The sequence below is a fragment of the Ancylobacter sp. WKF20 genome (genome assembly GCF_029760895.1).
Taxonomy (GTDB): Bacteria; Pseudomonadota; Alphaproteobacteria; order Rhizobiales; family Xanthobacteraceae; genus Ancylobacter.
In genome coordinates, this window is record NZ_CP121679.1 from 872865 (window position 1) to 894217 (window position 21353).

General features: G+C 67.0%; 16 protein-coding genes and 1 pseudogene. 16 read left to right on the forward strand and 1 reads right to left on the reverse strand.

The genetic code is table 11. From position 1 onward, the window contains the following. The first annotated feature begins 14 nt into the window (after positions 1-14). The 5 genes and pseudogenes from AncyloWKF20_RS03955 to AncyloWKF20_RS03975 all read left to right on the forward strand — a co-directional run. Entirely contained in the window at positions 15-788 is a 774-nt protein-coding gene (locus tag AncyloWKF20_RS03955; RefSeq protein WP_279316617.1) for a SapC family protein, read from the forward strand. Between the two features lie 23 nt (positions 789-811). After that, complete coding sequence (locus AncyloWKF20_RS03960; protein WP_279316618.1) at positions 812-2686, forward strand: HlyD family efflux transporter periplasmic adaptor subunit; 1875 nt, start codon at positions 812-814, stop codon at positions 2684-2686. Between the two features lie 15 nt (positions 2687-2701). Then, complete coding sequence (locus AncyloWKF20_RS03965; protein ID WP_279316620.1) at positions 2702-4852, forward strand: PqqD family peptide modification chaperone; 2151 nt, start codon at positions 2702-2704, stop codon at positions 4850-4852. A gap of 19 nt (positions 4853-4871) precedes the next feature. Beyond that, complete coding sequence (locus AncyloWKF20_RS03970) at positions 4872-6854, forward strand: prepilin peptidase (protein WP_279316621.1); 1983 nt, start codon at positions 4872-4874, stop codon at positions 6852-6854. A gap of 345 nt (positions 6855-7199) precedes the next feature. Continuing rightward, positions 7200-7619: pseudogene (locus AncyloWKF20_RS03975) on the forward strand (integrase core domain-containing protein); the annotation flags it as partial. Between the two features lie 130 nt (positions 7620-7749). On the opposite strand, the gene AncyloWKF20_RS03980 reads toward AncyloWKF20_RS03975, so the two are convergent. Further along, the gene (locus tag AncyloWKF20_RS03980; protein WP_279316622.1) at positions 7750-8700 is read right to left on the reverse strand and encodes a LysR substrate-binding domain-containing protein; all 951 of its coding nucleotides are present in this window, start codon (positions 8698-8700) and stop codon (positions 7750-7752) included. A 185-nt stretch (positions 8701-8885) separates the two neighbouring features. Here AncyloWKF20_RS03980 and AncyloWKF20_RS03985 point away from each other — a divergent pair, with 185 nt between their 5' ends. From AncyloWKF20_RS03985 to AncyloWKF20_RS04035, 11 genes are all read left to right on the forward strand, one after another. Further along, a complete protein-coding gene (locus AncyloWKF20_RS03985) occupies positions 8886-10391 on the forward strand; it encodes a sugar ABC transporter ATP-binding protein (RefSeq protein ID WP_279316623.1) in 1506 nt (501 codons plus the stop codon). After that, positions 10388-11335: an ABC transporter permease gene (locus AncyloWKF20_RS03990; RefSeq protein ID WP_279316624.1), complete on the forward strand. Its 948-nt coding sequence runs from the start codon at positions 10388-10390 to the stop codon at positions 11333-11335. Before AncyloWKF20_RS03985 ends, AncyloWKF20_RS03990 begins: the two co-directional genes overlap by 4 nt. Then, on the forward strand, positions 11332-12309 hold the full coding sequence (locus AncyloWKF20_RS03995) for an ABC transporter permease (RefSeq protein WP_279316625.1): 978 nt from the start codon (positions 11332-11334) through the stop codon (positions 12307-12309). The genes AncyloWKF20_RS03990 and AncyloWKF20_RS03995 overlap by 4 nt, the downstream gene beginning before the upstream one ends. Further along, positions 12306-13259, forward strand: coding sequence for a TMAO reductase system protein TorT (locus AncyloWKF20_RS04000; RefSeq protein ID WP_279316626.1), 954 nt, complete (start codon positions 12306-12308; stop codon positions 13257-13259). The genes AncyloWKF20_RS03995 and AncyloWKF20_RS04000 overlap by 4 nt, the downstream gene beginning before the upstream one ends. A gap of 19 nt (positions 13260-13278) precedes the next feature. Next, positions 13279-14187, forward strand: a complete 909-nt coding sequence (locus tag AncyloWKF20_RS04005; RefSeq protein ID WP_279316627.1) for a polysaccharide deacetylase family protein — start codon at positions 13279-13281, stop codon at positions 14185-14187. A gap of 26 nt (positions 14188-14213) precedes the next feature. Beyond that, positions 14214-15044 (forward strand): aspartate dehydrogenase, encoded by an 831-nt coding sequence (locus tag AncyloWKF20_RS04010; RefSeq protein WP_279317875.1) that lies wholly within the window; start codon positions 14214-14216, stop codon positions 15042-15044. A gap of 12 nt (positions 15045-15056) precedes the next feature. Then, positions 15057-15842 (forward strand): SDR family oxidoreductase, encoded by a 786-nt coding sequence (locus AncyloWKF20_RS04015; protein WP_279316628.1) that lies wholly within the window; start codon positions 15057-15059, stop codon positions 15840-15842. 18 nt (positions 15843-15860) lie between these two features. Continuing rightward, complete coding sequence (locus AncyloWKF20_RS04020; protein ID WP_279316629.1) at positions 15861-16562, forward strand: RraA family protein; 702 nt, start codon at positions 15861-15863, stop codon at positions 16560-16562. A 72-nt stretch (positions 16563-16634) separates the two neighbouring features. Next, on the forward strand, positions 16635-17963 hold the full coding sequence (locus tag AncyloWKF20_RS04025; protein ID WP_279316630.1) for an amidase family protein: 1329 nt from the start codon (positions 16635-16637) through the stop codon (positions 17961-17963). Between the two features lie 628 nt (positions 17964-18591). Then, the gene (locus tag AncyloWKF20_RS04030) at positions 18592-19449 is read left to right on the forward strand and encodes a MurR/RpiR family transcriptional regulator (RefSeq protein WP_279316631.1); all 858 of its coding nucleotides are present in this window, start codon (positions 18592-18594) and stop codon (positions 19447-19449) included. Positions 19450-19748: 299 nt separating this feature from the next. Beyond that, positions 19749-21314, forward strand: a complete 1566-nt coding sequence (locus tag AncyloWKF20_RS04035) for an ABC transporter substrate-binding protein (RefSeq protein ID WP_279316632.1) — start codon at positions 19749-19751, stop codon at positions 21312-21314. Positions 21315-21353 lie beyond the last annotated feature (39 nt).

The window sequence follows — 21353 nt, forward strand, 5'->3', positions numbered from 1 at the left end:
CGGATCGACGAGATATGTCCGACCTGCCGCTGTTTTATTCTTCGGTGGTGCCGCTCGACAGCCAGGCGCACCGCTCCCACCGCATCGCCACGGCGCAGGCTCCCTTCGCCTTCGCCGCCGGGGCGCATCTCATTCCGGCGGTGGTCGACGAGTTCGCGGCGGCAGCGCGGGAAATCCCGGTGGTGTTCGCACCGGCCGGCACGCGGTATGCGGCGGTGTTTCTGTGCGGGTTGAAGCCGCAGAGCAACCTGTTCGTGGATGCGCAAGGTCGGTGGACCGGCACCTATCTGCCGGCCTATCTGCGCCGCTATCCCTTCATTCTGGGCGAGCGGCAGGGGGGCGATCCGCTTGTCTGCGTTGATACGGGCTTTGCCGGCTTCGCCCCGGATGAGGACGGGCAGGCGCTGTTCGACGCGGAGGGCAAGGCGACGCCGGCTCTGAACGCCATGGTGAAGCTGGTGACGGACTACGCCACTTCCGCCAAGCGCACCGAGCTTCTGGGCAGCAAGCTGCAGGAATTCGACCTTCTGCGCAGCGTGACCATCGATGTGCAGGGCGCCAATGGCCCGAGCGCGAGCATTCACGGGTTGTCGATCGTCGACGAGGCCAAGTTCGCGGCTCTGCCCGACGCGGCGCTGCTGGAGCTGCGGCGGCTGAACCTACTGGGCGCGATCTACGCGCATCTGTTCAGCGTCGGCGCGACGCAGACGCTGTCGGCCAAGCTGAAGGCAAATGAAGCGACGGCCGCAGAGACTGGCGCAGACGCTTACGACAAGAGCGCGGCCTGACGGCGCAGGGGAGATCGGCGCCCGTGCTTCACAGTCTGCCGCGGGATCGTCACGGCCCGGAGGCCTTCGCCGAGAGCGAAGGCTGGCAGCTTCTGGGCGCCGAGGCGGGCACGCGCGCCCTTTCCGACGTCACGCAGCTGCGTCCCTGGCTGGAGGCGTGGCTTTCGCTGCAATGCGCGCTGATTGGCGATGTGGCGGCCGCCACGGTGACGCTCGACGCAGCGGTTGGCGTGTCGGTCTCCGTTTTCTGGCCGCCCGGTTCGCGCGCGTCCTATCCCGTGGAAGCCGCCGCCAGCGTCCGCACCCGTACGCGCGGCATGGTCAAGGATGAGGCGGAGGACGGGGCGGGCGCGGCGACGGTTCTGCTCGCCTTTCCGCTGATGCTCGATGGACAGGCGTTCGGCGGTGTCGCGCTTCGCCTTGAGCCGCGCTCCCCCGAAGCCCTGCGCCTCGCCATGCGGCACATGCAATGGGGCGTCGCCTGGCTGCGGGAATGGCAGGCGGGCGGGCGGCTCGACGCGCTGCGCGCCGGCGATTCCGCCGGACGCGCGCTGCTGGATCTTCTGGCCGCGGCGCTTGAACCTCATGGCCTCAAGGCAAGCGTACGCAGCCTTGCCATCGAGCTGGCGGAGCGCTTTGGCTGCGAGCGCGTCTCCGTGGGCATCGTCCGGGGCAATCACGCCACGGTGCTTGCGATCTCCCACAGCGCGAGCTTCGGCAAGGACATGAACCTCGTGCGCCTCATCGGCGAGGCGATGGACGAGGCGATTGACCAGCGCGCGCTGGTGCAGGTGCCCGCGCCGCCGGGGTCGCTGGTCGCCAGCCGGATGCATGAGCAGCTGATGCGGGGCCATGGCGCCGCGACGGTGCTGACCGTGCCGATGCCGCTGCGCGATGGCTTCATCGGGGCGATCACGCTGGAGAGGTCGGGGAGTGACGCCTTCGCCGCCGAGGATGTGCGGCTGATCGACCTGTTGGCCACTGCGCTTGCACCGATCATTGAGGAAAAGCGGCTGAATGACCGGCCGCTGGCGGTCAAGGCCTGGGATGCGCTGCTGGCGGAGATCGGCAGGTTCACCGGGCCGCGCCATGCCCTGCGCAAGGCGTTTGCGGCGGGGGCTGTGCTTCTCCTGCTGCTCTTCACCTTCTGGTATGGCAGCTACCGCGCGACAGCCGATGCGCTGATCGAGGGGCGGGTGCAGCGTGCCATGACGGCCGGCTTCGACGGTTTCCTGCGCGAAGCTCCGGTGCGGGCCGGCGACCAAGTGCGCGAGGGCGACGAACTCGCGCGGCTCGACGATCGTGAACTGGTGCTGGAGCGGCTCCGCTGGGCGACGGAACGCCAGCGGCTCGCTTTCGAGTATGAGCGCGCCCTAGGCGAGCGCAACCGCAGCGAACTGCGCCTGCTGACCAATCAAATCGAGCAGGCCGATGCGCAAATTCAGCTGATCGATGCCCAGATACAGCGGGCCCGGATCACCGCGCCCTTCGATGGGTTGATCGTGTCCGGTGATCATTCCCAATCCATCGGCGCGGCGGTGCAGCGTGGGCAGGTACTGTTCGAGGTCATCCCCGACGGTGGCTACCGCATCGTGCTGCATGTGGATGAGACGCAGCTTGGCGAACTGCGGCCCGGGCAGAAGGGTGAACTTGTGCTCGCCGCCCTGCCGGGAGAAACCTTCCCTTTGACGCTCGCCCGCATCACCTCGGTCGCCGAGGCGGCGGAGGGACGCAACCGTTTCCGGGTCGAGGCGACGCCCGACGGCGCCACGCAGGAGCTGCGGCCGGGCATGCGTGGTGTCGCCAAGATCGAGGTCGGCGAGCGCCGGGTTATCTGGATCTGGTTGCGCAGCGCCATCGATTGGATGCGTCTCGCGCTCTGGCGCTGGATTCCCTGATCAGGCAGGGCATTCATGGCCGTTTCCCACCACAGCCCCTCCTGGTACCGCGTCTGCGGGCTGCGCCCTCGGCTGCGCGCGCATGTGCAGATCCACCGGCAGAGCTTCCGCGGTACCGTCTGGCATGTCGTGCAGGACACCCAGTCGGGTCGGTTCCACCGCCTGTCGACAGCCGCCTATCACCTTGTCTGCCTGATGGATGGGAGACGGACGGTTGAGGAGATATGGCTCGCCGTGTGCGAGCGGATGGGCGCCCAGCAGCCAACGCAGGAGGACGTGGTGCGGCTGCTCTCCCTGCTGCACGCTGCCGACCTGACGACTGGCGGCACTGCGCCTCATCTCGACGATCTCACCGAGCGCGAGCGTGCCAAGAGCCGTCAGGACATGTGGTCCCGGGTGCGCAATCCGCTGGCGATCCGTCTTCCGCTGGTGGATCCCGACCGGTTCCTGACCGCCACATTGCCCTTTCTGCGGCCGCTCTTCACGCGCTGGGCGCTGGTTGCCTGGAGCGTTCTGGTGCTCATTGGCGCGGTGCTGGCGGCAGTGAACTGGGACGCCCTGATGGCGTCCGTGTTCGAGACCGAGTTTCTGGCGCAAAACATCGCGCTCGCCTTGCTGATCTTTCCCATCGTGAAGCTCGTTCACGAGCTTGGGCACGGCTACGCGACCAAGATGTGGGGCGGGGAGGTGCATGAGCTCGGCGTCATGCTGTTGGCCTTCATGCCGGTGCCCTATGTCGATGCCTCGGCCTCGACCGCCTTTCGCGAACGCGGCCGCAGGGCCGTGGTGGGCGGGGCAGGGATCATTGTCGAGCTGGCGATTGCCGCCCTCGGCATGATCGTCTGGGTGCTGGCGGAGCCGAGCCTTGTCCGCGCGGTGGCGTTCAACGTGGTGCTGACCTGCTCAGTCTCGACGCTCGTCTTCAACGCCAACCCGCTGCTGCGCTTCGACGGCTATTATGTGCTGAGCGACCTGATCGAGGTGCCCAATCTCGCCCAGCGGTCCAATCGCTACATCATGCATCTGATCCAGCACCGGCTGTTCGGTCTGCCGGACCTCGAATCGCCGGTGGAGGCGCCGGGCGAGCCGCTGATCTTCGTCGTCTACGCGGTTGCCTCCTTCATCTATCGCACGCTGGTGATGGTAGGTGTGGCGCTGTTCATCGCCACGCATTTCTTACTGATCGGCGTGCCGCTGGCCATCGCCAGCCTTGTGACGGCAATTGTCTGGCCACTGATGAAAGGGCTGCACTATGTGCTGGCCGATCCGCGGCTCGGGGCGCATCGCCGACGCGCGGTCATAGTGAGCGGGCTCGGCGTCGGAATCCTTCTTGTGCTGCTCCTCGCTGTGCCGCTCCCCTATGCCACCCTCGCGCAAGGCGTGGTGTGGGTCGCCGACGATGCGGCGACGGTGCGCGTGCGCAGCCCGGGCGTGGTTGCCGCCGTGCCGGCCGGCGATGGGAGCAAGGTGGATGCTCAGGCCCCGCTGATCGACCTCTATGATCCCGTCCTCGCGATCAAGGCGCGCATCGCCGAGAAGCAGCTGGAGGAACTGCGCATCAAGCTGGAGGCGCTCGACCTGACGGACCGGGTCGGCGGCAACATCCTGCGCGAGCAGATCCGCGAAAGCGAAGCACAGCTTGCCGATATGCGCCGCCAAATCGACGATCTGGCCCTGCTATCCCCGGCCGAAGGCCGGCTTCGGCTGCTTGACGCCACCGACCTGATGGGCCGCTACCCCCGCAAGGGCGACGTGGTCGGCTATGTCGTCAGCGGGGAGGGGCCGGTCGTGCGGGCCTTCGTGCCGCAGAGCGAGATTGACCTTGTGCTGCGCCATACCAGCGCCGTCGCCGTCCGCCTTGCCGCGGACAAATCCCGTAGCCTTCCGGCGCAGATCGAGCGCCAGGTGCCGGCTGCGGTGACGGAGCTGCCACATCCAGTGCTCGCGCCGGGGGGCGGTGGCAGCCTGCTGGTCGACCCGAATATGCCGGGCCGGCTGAAGCCACTCGACACGCTGTTCGAGGTGGATCTACGCGTCAGCGGCCTGCGCGATGACGCGCCGCTCGGCATGCGGGCTTATGTGCGCTTCCAGCATCCCCCGGAGCCGATCGCCCTTCGCTGGATACGGGACCTGCGCCAGCTCTTCCTGCGGCATTTCGATGTCTGAGCCGGTTGATGGATGGGCGATGGGGCCCCTGCCAAGCCCAGTGCTCTATGCCGAGCGTTCCAGCGAGCCGCCGCGCCGGGCCGACCGGCTGCTCAAGCGCCTTGAAGGCTTGGTCATTCCCCACTTTGCCGGCCGACGGCAGGCGCAGCTCGCCCGCATCGTGCCCCTGGTTCATGCCGCCGCGGCCGAGTTGGAGGGGGTGGGTGAAGATGAGGTCGCCAGCCGCGCGCGGGCTATGGCGGGGCGACTGCGGCGCAGCCGGAGCCCGGCGATGGAGGATATCGCCGCGACCTTCGCTCTGGTGAGGGAGGTTTCCGGCCGCACGCTCGGCATGAAGCATCATGATGTCCAGCTCATGGGCGGGTTTGCCCTGATGAGCGGTATGGTCGCCGAGATGAACACAGGCGAGGGCAAGACGCTCACCGCCACGCTCGCCGCGGTCACAGCGGCGCTCGCCGGCAAGCCGGTGCATGTGGTGACGGTGAACGACTATCTCGCCCGCCGCGATGCGGAAAAGCTCGCGCCCATCTTCGGCTTCTTCGGCCTCTCCGTCGGTGTCGTCGCCGCCGGCATGGAGCGGGAGGCACGGCGCGCGGCCTATGCCTGCGACGTGACCTACTGCACCAATAAGGAACTGGCGTTCGATCACCTCAAGGATCGGCTGGTCCTTGCCGGAGCCGGCGGCAATCTGCGCCGCAAGATGCGTTTCGCCGGGATGGGGACGGGTGGCGATGCGCCCGGCCGTGATCTTCTGTTGCGGGGTTTGCATGTCGCGATTGTCGATGAGGCCGACAGCGTGCTGATCGACGAGGCGCGAACGCCGCTCATCCTCTCCGGGGAGGTTGAATCCGCTGCCGAGGCGGAATTGCTTCGCCAGGCGCTGGCGGTGGCCCAAGCTCTGAGGGCAGGGCACGACTACGTCCTCGTCGCCCATCAGAGCCGGATCGACCTTACCGAGGTTGGTCGCAAGCGTCTGGATGGCGAGGCGGCGGCGCGGGGCGGCCTCTGGCTCAACCAGGTGCTGCGCGAGGATGTGGTGGTCAAGGCGCTGACCGCGCTGCATGTGATGCTGCGGGGCGAGCAGTACATCGTCCGTGACGGCAAGGTGGAAATCGTCGATGAGTACACCGGCCGCATCATGGCCGAACGCTTCTGGAGCGATGGGCTTCACCAGCTCGTGGAACTGAAGGAGGGCGTATCCCTCTCCCCGCGCCGTCGCACGCTGGCCCGCATGACCTATCAACGTCTCTTCCGCCGCTACGAGCATTTGTGCGGTATGTCGGGCACGGTGGCGGAGGTGGCGGGCGAACTCTGGGAGGTTTATGGCCTGCGCATCGCGCGGATTCCGACACACAAACCACCACGGCGGAAGTTGGTCACGGATGTCATCCTTCCACGTTCGCAGGAGCGCTGGAGGACGGTCGCCCAAATCGCCGCGCGTTTCCAGCGCCAGCAGGTGCCCCTGCTCATCGGCACGCGCTCTGTCGCGGCCTCGCTGGAGGCCAGTCACCATCTGAGCGAGGCCGGTGTGGTCCATCAGGTGCTCAACGCCACTGACGAGGCCGCGGAGGTCAGCATCGTCGAGAAGGCGGGCCATGCCGGGCAGGTTACGGTCGCGACCAATATGGCCGGCCGCGGTACCGACATTCCGCTCGGCCCGGGCGTCGCCCAGCGGGGTGGGCTGCTGGTGTTGATGACGGAGCGGCACGATTCTGCCCGTGTCGACCGCCAGCTCGCGGGCCGCACCGCGCGTCAGGGCGACCCCGGCGTGTTCGTCGCGGTGCTGTCGCTTGAGGACAAGCTTCTGGCCGACTGCCCGCTGCTGTCGGTGCGCCTTGCTGCGAGGCTCGCCGCGCGATGGGGCTCTGCGCGCCTTGCCCGCCTCGCCATGCGCCTCGCTCAGCGCCATGCCGAGCGCGATCACGCCCGCATCCGCCGCCAGCTGCTTCAGGCCGATGAGGCGCTGGAATCCGTGCTGGCGATTACCGGCACGCTGGAATAGCCGGCGCGCGGCTTTCCAGCCGCAGAACCGCGCATTTTCTGCGTGGAACAAGAGAGCAGAGTTTTGTTGATAGAGCCTCTACCCTCCACAGAGGGGTCGCGGCGACTAAGTCGCACCACGGAGTAAAGTTGGCAGTGCTGGCGCGCCCGGCGCGATTCGAACTATCTTTTGATCGTGAGGCTATCGCAATGATGTTCGTCCGCTTTTGGGGATCCGCCCATTCGAACCCGAATGTCCGCAATCGGGGCGCCTTGCTGACAGGCGGCTACGGGGCCGTAACCGGACTGTCGGCTCCTGGGTGAGCAATGCGCATAGCGGGACTTTCGGCGTCTGCCTCAAGCGGACACCCGCGAATGCCTGGCGCTTGTCGTCGACACCTCGCTCTCCGGCCAACGGGTCGCCCGCGAACTCGATGCCCTCATCGACCTTCGCGGCCGGCCGCTGATGGTCGTCAGCGACAACGGCACCGAGCTGACATCGCGGGCAATCCTGCAATGGCAGGAGGATAGCCAGGTCGAGTGGCACTACATTGCGCCAGGCAAGCCGATGCAGAACGGGCTTGTCGGGAGCCTGAATGGTCGCTTCCGGGACGAATGTCTGAACGAGCACATGTTCCATAACCTGCCGACCGCTTGCAGGCTGATCGAAGAATGGAGGATGGACTACAATGCCCACCGGCCGCACACGAGCCTTGGCGGCCTCACCGCAAACGAGTTTGCAACCCGGTCCAGGACGGACCACATCGAGAACAGAGTCCAGTTATGAACGAGGGCAAATAAGGGGCAACGTCAGCAGAAACTGACTTGGCGCTGGGCAATACGCGAATGTTCTTCCCGCGCGACGATCTGACAAGCTCTGGAGGATACGAAGCGGCTACATGGGAAGTGACGAAGAGTTATTCAGTCATTGGCGTGAAGCTGCGTGTGCGCAAAGTCACCGCTTCGTCGAGAACCCATGATCGGAAGATTTGCACCCGGCTATCCTCCATCCGAGATTCATGGATGAGTAGGTAATATTCTCCGGCACTCGCAATCTCGCTGGAATAGGGAATGCAAAGGCCCCGCTCACCTTCCTCCTGCGCCAGGAGGATATCGGGCACCAAGGCGATGCCGCGGCCCTGCCGCGCCGCGTCGAGCGCCATGAAGAAATGCCCGAACTGCAGGTGCGGATCGCTCTCCGCCTCGTAGCGCAAGCCATTGGCCCGCAACCAGTCGGGCCAGGCATAACGTCGCGTTGAGGTGTGGATCAGCGGATAGGCGAGGAGATCGGCCGCCTCGCCCACGGCGCCGGTCAACAGCGCCGGCGCGCAGACCGGTACGAGCCGATCCGGGAATAGTTCGTCCGCGTGCACGCCGTCCCAGCGCGTGACCATGGGCAGCTCGATGCGAGGTTGGTTGCGCTCATAGCGGCGGCCCGGCAGGCGACCGACCCGAATGGCGATGTCGGCATCATGGGCGAGCAGGTCCGCCGCATCGATCGAGGAGACGATACGCGCCTCGATTTCCGGATGGCGGGCGACCAGCAGGTGCAGCCGGGGCATCAGCCAGACCGTGGCGATGGTTGGAAGCGCGCTGATGGTGATGGCGGGATCACTGCGCCGGCGCGTCAGGCGCAAGGCGGCGCGCTCCAGATCGTCGAAGACCCCTTCCACCACGCGGTAGAACTGCTCGCCCTCGGCGGTGAGCTCGATGCGCCTTGTATGGCGCACGAACAGGTCCTGACCGAGTTCGACCTCGAGTTCCTTCACCTGCCGGCTGACCGCGCCCTGGGTGAGATGAAGCTCGTCGGCCGCACGAGTGAAGGAGAGATGACGCGCCGCGGCCTCGAACCCCTTCAACGCATTCAAAGGCGGCAGTCGCCTCTTTCTCATCCAGCACCCCCATCATGCATGAACATAGATCATGCATGAGTGCCGAACAAATCGTTTGTGACAGGCCCACCCGCCCGGCATCGTAGCGGCACCCGATTTCCACCGGCCAGCCACCATCGTCGCACGCACCTCGGACCCACGGCGTCCGGGCGAGGATTCCCATGCCCGCATCCGATGAAGCGCTCCTCGCCACCGGCATCGCCAAAACCTATGGCGCAACCTGCGCGTTGCGCGATGCGCGGCTTACCCTACGGCGCGGGCGCGTGCATGCGCTGCTTGGCGAGAACGGCGCGGGAAAGTCCACAATGGTCAAGATCCTTGTCGGCGCGGTGACGCCCGATGCCGGCCGCCTCGATCTGAACGGCGCACCCGCCGCCTTCGGCTCCGTGACGCAGGCGATCCGTGCCGGCATCGTACCGATCCACCAGCACCTCAGCCTGTTCCCGGAATTGAGTGTGCATGAGAATCTCTCGGCGTTCGCTCTGGCCGGCGGCGGCGGACTCTGGGCGAGGTGGCATCTCGTCGATCCCGCCCGCGCCCGCGGCTGGCTGGCCGAGGTCGGTCTCGATGTCGATCTTGCCGCGCCGCTTGGCACATTGTCGCTTGGCGAGCGCCAGTTGGTCGAGGTGGCTCGCGCGCTCAGCCTCGACTGCCGCGTGCTGGTGCTCGACGAGCCGACCGCCGCACTCAATGCCGGCGAGGCCGAACGGCTGTTCGCCGTTGTGCGCCGGCTCTGCACGAACGGGACGGCGGCGCTGTTCATCTCCCATCGCTTCGACGAGATCGAGGCGCTCGCCGACGATGTCACCGTATTGCGCGATGGCCGCACGGTGATCGACGCCGCGCCCATTGGTCGCCACAGCCGCGAGGAACTGACCCACGCCATGCTCGGAGCGGGGATCGAGGCCGTACCGGAACGCCTCAGCGCGCGTGCCGAGCCGGTGCTGGTCGGGCGGGGTTTTGCCGGCCATCGCGACGCAGGCGGCGGCACCGACGTAACGGTCCATGCCGGTGAGATCGTCGGGCTGGCCGGCCTGATCGGCTCCGGTGCGCTCACCCTCGCCGCGTGGCTGGCCGGCGCGCAGGACGGCGCGGGAGAGCTTTCGGCGGCGGGCCACGCCTTCACACCCGGCGACCGCAGACGGGCGGCGGCGCTCGGCATCGCCTATGTCCCCGCCGATCGTCACGTCGACGGCCTGTTCGCGCCGCTCTCGGCGCGGCGCAACGTCTCGGTCTCAGCGCTTGGCCATCTGGCGCGTCTTGGCTGGCTGCGCGCGTCCGAGGAGGCGGAGCGGATCGACCCGCTGCTCCGCCGCCTGAAGCTGCACCCAGCGCATCCCGAGGCGGACGCGCGGACCTTCAGCGGCGGCAATCAGCAGAAGCTGCTCATCGCACGATGCCTCGCTCTGCCGGGACTGAAAGCGATGGTCCTTCTGGAGCCGACACGCGGGGTCGATGTCGCGGCGCGCAGCGTCATCCACGATGCCATCCGCGAAGCCGCCGCAGCGGGTATCGCGGTCCTGATCGCGACCAGCGACCTCGACGAGCTTATGGTGCTGGCCCATCGCTACCTCGTGGTGCGTGACCACAGGCTTGCCGCCGAGCTGCCACAGGACGCCCCGCGCGCGGCGCTGCTGGCGGTACTGTCCGGGAGCGCCGCGGCATGAGGACCAAATGCCCGCCGGCGGTGGCGCTGGTCTGCCTCGGCCTGTTCCTGCTGTGCTGCCTGTTCGTGCCGCGCTTCGCCACTCTCGGTAATATCGAGAACGTGCTGCGCGTCGCCGCCATCCTTTGCATCGTCGCCTGCGGGCAGGCAATCGTCATCATTCTCGGCGGCATCGAGTTCTCGTTCGGTGCTTCCGTGGCGCTCTCCAGCGTCGTGACCGTAATGACGCTGCCCACTGCCGGGCCGATCGGGGGTCTGGTCGCAGGCGGCGCGACCGTCATCGGCATCGGCGCAGTGAATGGCTGGCTGGTCGGGCGCATGGGGCTGCCGCCGGTCATCGTCACCCTCGGCACGCTGATGATGGCGTCCGGCACGGCCGCCTGGCTGGTCGGCGGCCTGCCGCTTGATGCCCCGCCTTCCGCCGTCTTCTCTTGGCCGGCGCGTGGCCGCGTCCTCGGCATTCCCGTCTCGATCCTCACGGCCATGCTCGCCTGCCTCGCGCTGCATCTGCTGCTGGCCCACGGCCGGATCGGGCGGCTCTGGTACCATGTCGGCGCCAATCCGCCGGCCGCCCGGCTCGCCGGGATCGATGTCGCCCGCATCACCCTGCTCGGCTACGTGGTTGCCGGCGCCTTCTGCGCCGTCGGAGCCATCATCCTGACGAGCCGCGTCGCCTCCGGCCAGCCGGCCCTCGCACCAAATCTGGCCTTCGAGACCATCGCAGCCTGCGCCATTGGCGGCCTGCCGCTGTCGGGCGGGCGGGGGCATGTGCTGCAGGTCGTGTTCGGCGTGCTCACCGTCGCCATGCTCAACAACGCCGTGGTTCTCATCAACCTGCCCGTCGCCTGGCAATTGGTGCTGCTCGGCCTCGCAGTGCTGGCGTCGGTCGGCCTGCAGAAGGACTGGGGCGCGCTGAAGCGCCTCGCCGGGAGGGCCGACCGATGAGGCCCCTCAGCGATAGCGGCGCCCGGTTCCTCGTCGCGCCCGCCTCTATTCTGGCGGCATCGGCTCTGTTCGGCCTCGCCACGCCCGGCTTCCTGACGCTCGACAACGGACTGAGCATTGCCGGCCAGCTCTGGATCCTCGCCCTGCTGGCGGTCGGGCAGATGTTTGCCCTCACCGTGCGCGGTTTTGACATCTCGGTCGGCGCGGTCGCCGCCTTGTCGGGAACGCTCGGCGTGATGGCGGCGAACGCCTTCGGTTTGCCGGCGCTGCTTCTTGCCGTGCCGGTCGGCCTCGCTTGCGGCACCGTGAATGGCTGGCTGGTCGGCCGTGCCCGCTTTCAGCCGATTGTCGCCACGCTCGGCACGGTGCTGGCGGTGAAGGGCCTCGCGCTTCTCGTCACCGGTGACGGACAGGTGGTGCCCCTTGCGGCGGGGGACACGGCCGGGCTGGCCTTCGACACGGTGCTCGGCCTGCCCCCCCTCGGCTGGACTTCTCTCGCCTGCATCTTCTTCGCGCATCTGCTGCTTCGCCACCTGGTCCTTGGCCGGCGCCTCCTGATGCTCGGCTCGAACCCGGAAGCGGTCGCGCTGGTCGGCGGGTCTCCCTGGCGCATCGAAATGCGCGCCTACCAGCTCTGCGGCGCCTTCGCCGGGCTCGCTGGTGCGCTGATGGCGGCCCGCGCCGGCGCAGGTCTGCCGACCGAGGGCGCCGGCATGGAACTGCAATCCATCGCTGCGGCGGTAATCGGCGGCACCGCTCTGGCGGGCGGACGCGCCAATGTGTGGGCGGTGCTGGCCGGTGCGGCCTTCGTCCAGGTGGTGCTCACCGGTCTGAACCTGTCCGGCGTCTCGCCCTTCTTCGCCCAGATCGCCGTCGGCGCCGTGATCATCGCCTCAGGACTGATGGACAGGGGCCTGCGCGTCCTTCTTTCCCGCCTTTCCAGAACCTTCCAACAAAAAGGGACATTCCAATGAAGCTGTTCCGTGCCGCTTCTCTCGCCGCCCTGCTCCTGTCGACGGCCTGCGCGCCGGCCCTCGCCGCCGAACCCGTCATCGGGGTCTCAGTCCCAAATCTCGGCTCGTCCTTCTGGATTTCCGTGCTGTACGGCGTCGATACCGCCGCCAAGGCCGACCAGGCGAAACTCGTCACGCTGAGCGCCGGCGGCGATGCCAATTCGAGCCAGCAGATCTCGCAGATCCAGGATCTGATCCAGCGCAAGGTCGATGCGATCATCGTTGGCGCCACCAATGGCGACGCGGTGAAGGCGATCGTCGAGCGGGCGGTAGCCGCCGGCATTCCCGTGGTCGGCATCTCCTCGCCGCCCAACACGGACAAGCTCGCCGCCATGGTCAGCGCCGACCATTACGACATGGGCAAGCTTCAGGCCGAGTGCCTGGCCAAGGCGATCGGCGGCAAGGGCGAGGTGGCGATGATGGCCGGCCCGAGCGGCCAAGCCTGGTCGGACCTGCGGGCGCAGGGCTTCAAGGACACCCTGGCCAAGGTGGCACCGAACGTGAAGATCGTCGCGGAGTCGCGCCTCGCCGACAACCGCAACGCCGCACTGACCACCGCCGACGACTGGATCCAGCGCTTCCCGGACCTCTCCGGCGTCTACAGCGCCACCGACGACATGGCGGCCGGTGTGGTCTCCGCGCTCAAGAGCGCCGGCAAGGGTTCGGTGAAGGTGTCGGCCTCCAACCTCTCGCCCACCGCCCAGCAGATGCTGAAGGACGGTGATCTCGCCTGCACCTCGATCCAGCAGATCGTGGCGCAGGGCAGGGCGGCGCTCGATCAAGCGGTCGCCGCCGCGACCAAGGGCAAGGTGGAAGCGAAGGTGGTCACACCCGCCGTGCTTGTCACGCCGGACAATGTCGGCAGCATCGACCTCAGCCTCGTCGTCGCCCCCGCCGACTATCGGCCCTGATCGTTCTGGAGCCCCTTTCATGCTGCCGTCCCATGACCGCTTCGCCTATTCGCCCATCACCGCCCGGCCGGACTTCTCCTGGCCGGACGGCAAGCGCCTCGCCGTCTATGTCGCGCTGTGCGTGGAGCATTTCTCCTATGGCTCCGGGCTCGGCCTCGCCTATTCGCCGGGGCTCAGCCATCCGAATTCCTACAATTGGGGCTGGCGCGAATATGGCAACCGCGTCGGCGGCTGGCGGCTGATCGAACTGTTCGAGGAGTATGGCCTGCCGCTGACCGTGCTGCTCAACAGCGCCTGCTACGACCATTGCCCGGAACTCGTCGCCGCCCACCGCCGACGCGGCGACGAGATCGTCGCCCATGGCCGCACCAATTCCGAGCACCAGAACGGCATGGATGAGGCGAGCGAGCGCGCGATCATCGCCGAGGTGACGGCCAGAATCCGTGAAGCCGAGGGCGCGCCCCCCGCCGGCTGGATGAGCCCCGGCGCGCATCCGAGTGCGCGCACCGAGGATCTGCTGGCGCAGGCCGGCTACGGCTACACGCTGGACTGGCCGATCGACGACCAGCCGGTGTGGATGGCGACAAAGGGCGGCCCGCTGCTCGCCATGCCCTATCCGCACGAGGTCAACGACGTGCCCATGGTGGTGCTGCATGACGGCACCGCCACCGCCTTCGCCGACATGGCCATCGACAATCTCGAGGAGATGCTGGCGCAATCCGAGCGCCAGTCGCTCGTCTACGGCATCACCATTCACAGCTTCATCGTCGGCCAGCCCTTCCGCCTCCGGCAGTTCCGCAGGGTGATGGAGGCGCTGGCCCGCCATCGCGACCGCATCTGGTTCACCACGGCGGGCGCCTGCGCGCAGCATTACGCGACGCTGTTTCCCGCCCCCGGCGATCTTTCCACGCAAGGCACGCAGTCATGAGTTCTCCCGACACCGAGCCGGCACGCATGTCGGCCACCACCGATCACAGTAGGGGCGTGCGTCGCGTCGCCATCGCCGGCCTCGGCGCGGTCGGCCTGCGCGTCGCTGAGGCCCTCGACCAGGGCCTGCCCGGCTGCACACTCGTCGCGGTCTCCGCCCATGACCGTATGCGCGCGGCCGAGCGGCTGGCGCATCTGCGGCGCCCGGTGCCCGTCGTGCCGGTCGAGGAACTGGAGGCACTCGCCGACATCGTTGTCGAATCCGCGCCGGCGGCGCTGCTGCCAGCCATCGCCGAACCCTTCCTCAGGGCGGGTAAGACGGTGATCGTGCTCTCCTCCGGGGCGATCCTCTCGCATCAGGAACTCGTCGAACTCGCTCGTACCCATGGCGGGCAGATCGTGGTGCCGACCGGCGCCCTACTGGGGCTCGACGCCGTGACGGCGGCGGCGGAGGGTGACATCCGCTCGGTGCGCATGATCACCCGCAAGCCGGTGAAGGGCCTCGTCGGGGCGCCCTATCTGGTCGAGCACGACATCGCCATTGACGACATCACCGAGCCGCTGCGCGTCTTCGACGGCACGCCGCGCGAGGCGGCCATCGGCTTCCCCGCCAATCTCAACGTCGCCGTGGCGCTGGCGCTGGCCGGCATCGGGCCGGACCGTACCCGGCTGGAGATCTGGGCCGACCCCGCGCTCACCCGCAACACTCACACGATCGAGGTCGACGCGGATTCGGCGAGCTTCACCATGTCGATCGCCAATATCCCCACCGACAACCCCAAGACCGGGCGCATCACCGCGCTCTCGGTCATCTCGTACCTGCGAAAGCTGAACGCGCCGCTGCGGGTCGGGTCGTAGAAGGTCATTCCCATGGATCTGCAACTGAACGGACGCGCGGCGCTGGTTCTCGGCGCCGGCGGCGGGCTCGGCCGTGCCATTGCCCGGACATTGGCGGCGGAAGGGGCAAGGGTCGCCCTCGCCGACATCGATACCGACGCGCTGAAGGCCACGCAGGCCGAGGTTGAAGCCGGCGGAGGGGCCGCGCTGCCACTGCTGTGGAACATCGCCGACATCGAGGCCTGCGACGGCCACGTCGCGGCGATCGAGGCGGCGCTCGGGCCGGTCGACATTCTCGTCAACAACACGGGCGGCCCGCCGCCGAGCCCCGCACACGGCGTCGCGCCGGCAGACTGGGAAGCGCAGTTCCGCGCCATGGTGCTGTCGGTCATCCATCTCACCGATCGCGTGCTGCCGAACATGCGGGCGCGCAAATGGGGCCGCATCGTCACCTCCACCTCTTCCGGCGTGGTGGCGCCAATCCCCAATCTCGGCGTGTCCAACGCGCTGCGCTCCACCCTTGTCGGCTGGTCGAAGACGCTGGCGCGCGAGGTGGCGGGCGACGGCATCACCGCCAACATCATCCTGCCCGGCCGCATCGCCACCGCCCGCATCCGCTTCCTCGACGAGCAGAAGGCCAAGCGCGAGGGCCGGCCGGTCGACGAGATCATCGCCGAGAGCACGGGCTCCATCCCCGTCGGGCGCTACGGCACGCCGGAGGAATATGCCGATGCCGTCGCCTTTCTCGCCAGCGCCCGCGCCGCCTACATCACCGGCTCGGTGATCCGCGTCGACGGCGGCTATCTGCCGAACATCTGACCTTAGGGAGACTCCCCGATGACCACCACGGACAACGCGCCGGCCCTCACCCCGGCGCAGAAGGCCGATATCCGCCAGCGCTACCTTGCCGTCGACACCTCGAACGTCGCCGACGTACTCGACACGCTCGGCTTCATGGACCAGAGCCTTTCCGCCGATTTCGCACCCTATCCCGCGCACAACAACCGCATTGCCGGCTGGGCCTACACGATCCGCGGCCAGAAGACCCCCTATCCGCTCGGCGGCGACGCCGAGAAGATGAAGGCCTGCCACGGCGTCGGCCCGGACGAGATCACCGTGTGGAGCGGCGACGGCGAGGGCGTGTGCTATTTCGGCGAGCTGATCGCCCTCGGCATGAAGGAGCGCGGCAGCGTCGGCGCGGTGATCGACGGCGGCATTCGCGACATACGCTGGATCGGCGAGCACGGCTTTCCGGTCTTCGCGCGCTACCGCACGCCGACCCAGTCGATCGGTCGCTGGAAGGTAAATGCCTGGCAAATTCCGGTGGTCATGCGCGGCGCCACCAGCCGCACCGTCAAGGTTTGCCCGGGCGACTTCCTGCTCGGCGACGAGGATGGCGTGATCGTCATTCCGGCCGGCGTGGTTGAGACCGTGCTCGTCGAGGCCGAGCGCCTCACCCGCACCGAGGTCGCCATCCGTGCTGAACTGGCCAGCGGCCTCTCGCTTGCCGATGCGCTGGCGAAGTACGGTCACGTCTGACACACGCGCTTGCGTGCACGGCCGGCGCCGTTGCCCTGCCGGTCGTGAGCTTTACTCGACGCGGAGCCGATCATGCCCGAGAGCCTCGACGACCTCGCCGCCGATCTCGCCACCGGCCGGACCGATTCGGTCCAGCTCGTCGAGAGCGCGCTGGAGCGGGCGCGGGCCTCCGACGCCGTGTTCATCACGCTGATGGCGGAGACGGCGCTTGCCGACGCCCATGCTGCCCGCCAGCGCTGGACGCAGGGGCGCCCGCTCAGTCGCCATGACGGCATCCCGATCGCGTGGAAGGACCTGTTCGACATTGCCGGCACGCGCACCAGCGCCGGTTCGCGCACCCGCGACGAGGTGCCGCCGGCGACGGTGGATGCGCCCGTAGTCGCGGCGACACGGCGCCTCGGCTTCATCCCGATCGGCAAGACCAATCTCAGCGAATTCGCCTTTTCCGGCCTTGGCGCCAACCCGCATTTCGGAACGCCGACCGCGGACCTGCCGGGGAGCGCGCGCATGCCGGGCGGCTCCTCCAGCGGCTCGGCGGTCGCCGTCCAGCGCGCAATTGTGTCGGCAGCGGTCGGCACCGACACGGCCGGTTCTGTGCGGGTGCCCGCCGCCTTTACCGGGTGTGTCGGCTACAAGGCCTCGCAGGCGCGTTACGACATGGCCGGCGTGTTTCCTCTGGCGGGCAGCCTCGACAGCCTCGGGCCACTTGCCAGCTGTGTCGCCGATTGCGTGACGATGGACGCGGCGATGCGCGGGGTTGCACCGCGACTCCTGCCGCTCACGCCGCCGCAGTTCGTTGTCGACGATTCCATACTGGACGACCCCGCGGTCACGGCGCCGGTTCGCGCGCATGTCGAGGATGTTCTGGCACGAGTGTCGTCATACGCGCCGATCCGTCGCCAGCGCGTCGAGGCCTGGCACCGTGCCCGCGAGGCCATTACGACTCTCGGCTGGCTTGGCGCCTATGAGGCGCGCCAGCTACATATCGACACGCTGACCGGCCCCAAGCGCGCCCTTGTCGATGCCCGCGTGCTAAGCCGGCTGGACGGAGCCGCCCACATCTCGGCCGAGGCGGCGGCGGAGCTCGTCGCGATCCGCGCACGGGAAATGCAGCGCCTGCGCGCTGAGCTCGCTGGCTCGATGCTGATCCTGCCGACCGTCAAACATACAGCCCCGCTGCTGGCCCCGCTGGAAGCGGATGCCGCGCGCTTCGCTGAGGTCAATGTCGCGACCCTGGCCCTGACGATGATCGCCAGCTTCCTCGACATGCCGGGTGTGGCGTTGCCCACGGGCTTCACGGCTGACGGCTTGCCGCTCTCGACCCACCTATGCGCGCTTTCGGGGCAAGACGACCACGTTCTCGCTCATGCGAAATGGCTTGAGCAGATTCTACTACGTTGAAGGCAGCGCCCCTGTCCGCGCGCTTGAACCGGCTACGATGTGGAGGCGGTTACGAATGGGATGCTGACGCGCAGATCCCGGCGAGCAACTATCTGTCTCGATCTTTGCCAAGGCGCTCCATCGCCCCCTCAGGGCAACGACATAACTTCAGAAGGGAGGTTCTGGAACGAGCAGCTGGAGGCGTGTGACCTGCTGGCCAGCCAAGCGCTGCATGTCGGCATTCGGCGGCAGTATCATGATCCCGCTGTCTGTCGACAGCATTTGGCGCGCCGACCAAGGTGAAACTGCGAGCACCTATGTCATTGAAATTTCAATGGCGTAAGAGGCAAGGGGGATGGACTTAAGCGACGTCTCGAAGTCGAGAAGGCGGTTGCCGCACAAACACATTCGCGCTGACCGCCGATTCTACCTCGTCCAGTTCCGCCCGCTCAGCCAACTTCTCCCTGTTGTCTGCGAGCGAGGCCATAAGCCTCTGGCCGACATCAGGCGCTGTTGATCATGCGCCTATGGGAGAGCCTGCGCAGGACATTTCCGACGCGAGCTTACGCATGGAGTCCCATAGCAAGCTCTTCAATTCTGTGTCGGATAAGAGTATAGATGCCACGAAAATTTCATTTTTGAAAAGCCGATGGCCGAGACGACTCTTTCGCAGCGCATCCTTGAAAGCTATGACGACCTGACGCGGCAGGAGCGACGGCTTGCGGATCTCCTGCTGGAGAATCCCGATCTCCTCGGCTTGCACTCCGCGACCGAAATTTCCGACAAGGCAACCGTTTCCAAGGCCACGACCGCCCGCTTCTTCCGGCGGCTCGGCTATCCCAGCTTCAAGACAGCGCAGAAAAAGGCACGGGAAGGGGCCAACGCGTCCGAGCCGCGGGCGCTGCCCAAGGGGCTGGAGCGCAAGGTTGGGCGCGGCCAGTTGGCGGACCATCTGGCGGGTGACGTCCAGAACCTAGTGCGCACTATCGAGACGTTGCGCAGTGACGAGCTGAACATGGCTATCCATCTGCTGGCGCGGGCGGAAAAGTTCTGGGTGGTGGGGTTTGGCGACAATTACCCGCTAGCCCATTTCGCCCGCGCCCTGCTGATCCGCATCAAACCGGATATTCGTATGATCCCGATCGGCGGCTTCTCCGTGCCGGAAGAGTTCGCCTCGATCAGCCCGACCGACGCCATGCTCGCGTTGGGTGTGGGGCGAAAGACGCGCAATCTGCGCTCCATTATGCGCTCGGCGATCCATGCCGGGGTCCAGGTGATCTATCTCACCGATCAGGCCGGGCGCGGCTCGGCGGAAGTGGCCAATGTGACGCTGCGCTGCCGGACACGCGGCGTGTCGGTCTATGAGTCGGTCGTCGCCCCCGTGTCGCTCATCACCTATCTCTGCTCGGCGGTGGCCTTGCGGATCGGCGAGCAGGCTATCGAACGGCTGCACTTCATCGAGCACATTCACGAGGAGTGGGGCGACCTGGTGCCGGGCGACCTCTGATCGCAGATCATTTCTGAAACGAATTTGAGAGTTTCGGCGATATTTGTTTCATCGCGGGAAATAATATTGTCAGTTCTGAAATTCCGTTGACTTGCCTTCCCGCCTAAATCAGCTTGTCGGCCAAGCGGAAGGGCACGTCACGCGCCACGCCTCGCCGGGGTCCGACAGGCCCGGCAGGAGACGGCGACCGTCACGACATAAGTCATTGGGAAACCTCTCGCGGGCCTGGCGTCCGCGAGCTCGCGGACCCGTGTCTGTCAGGTCTTCCCGCCAAGGAACCAGGAACGGGGACAGGAACGATGGGTGCAATTCGCCGTCTATCTCATGGCATCGCCGTCGCGGGCGCGATCGGCCTTTCCGGCATCACCGCCGCGCATGCCGCCGACATCGTCTGGGCGCGCTATGGCGATATCGACACGCTGGACCCGCAGAAAGCGACCAGCACCTTGTCGCTCCAAGTCTGGAGCTTGATCTACGACACGCTGCTCGCCACCGACAAGGACGGCAACCCGGTGCCGAACCTCGCCAAATCATGGACGGTGAACGGCGCCGGCACGGAATATGTATTCACCCTCAATGCCGGGGCTGTGTGCCATGACGGCACGCCGCTCGACGCCAATGACGTGAAATACACCGTGGACCGCGCCTTCGACGCGGCCGCGCCGAGCGTGACTAAGGCGAGTTGGGGGCCGATCAGCAAGGTTGAGGTGGTCGATCCGCTGACGGTGAAGTTCACGCTCGACAAGCCATTCGTCGCGCTGGTGCCCTTCCTGGCCGACAGTTTCTCCTCGATCGTCTGCGATTCCAACAAGGGTAAGGAAGGCTTCGGCACCAGCTCCGCCATCGGCTCCGGCCCGTGGAAGCTGGTGTCCTGGACCAAGGGCGACAAGATCGTCCTGGCGAAGAACGGGGCCTACAAGAATTTCGGCAAGCTCGCGGCCAATAAGGGTGCGCCCTATATGGACGGCCTGGTCATCACGGTTGTGCCGGAGCCGCAGGCCCGTCTTGCCGCCCTGAAGACCGGCGAGGTCGACATTGCCGAACCGCCGCTCGACGATGTGGAGGCGCTCAAGGCCTCAGGGGCTCTCAAGATCGCGGTCGCCGGCAATACCGGACAGAACGTGTTCTGGGAGTTCGCCGCCCACCGCCCGCCCTTCAACGATGCGCGCGCCCGTCTCGCCGTGGGCTACGCCACGGATGCCGCCGCCGCGATCAGCCTGGTCTATGGCGACCTGTCTCTGCCGGAGGCCTGCCCGGTCTCGCGCGGCGTGTTCGGCAACGATCAGGAATTCTGCCTGAAGTACCGGCCGAATTACGACCCGGAAAAGGCCAAGGCGCTGCTCAAGGAACTCGGCTATGGCCCGGCCAAGCCGCTGGAAACCAGCATGCTGGTCTGGACCGGCGGCAATCGGCAGAAGCTTGCGGAGGTGTTCCAGGCGCAGCTCGCCGAGGTCGGCATCAAGGCCAATATCGAGATGATGGACATCGGCACCATGAATGCCCGCGTCCGCCAGGAGAACGAGACGGCGACCGGCAAGGGCAGCATGGATATGATGACCTGGTCCTGGTACGACCCGGACATTCTCTACGCCCTCTGGCACTCGCCCGGCGCCTATCGTGGCTACACCTCGCCCGAACTCGACAAGCTGCTGGACGAGACGCGCGTGCTGACCGATCCGGCGGCCCGCAAGGCCAAGGTGCAGGAGGTGTTCAAATATCTCCTGAGCAAGGGCATCCACATTCCGCTCTACACGCCGGGCTGGGAATGGGTGTTCGCCGCGCGGCCGGCCGTCGAGGGCTTCCAGATCGCGCCCTTCGTCTATCCCGTCTTCAACGATGTGAAGATCGGCGACAAGAAGTCCTGATCCTGCCCGACGGGCCCGGTCTCGTCCGGGCCCGTCTCT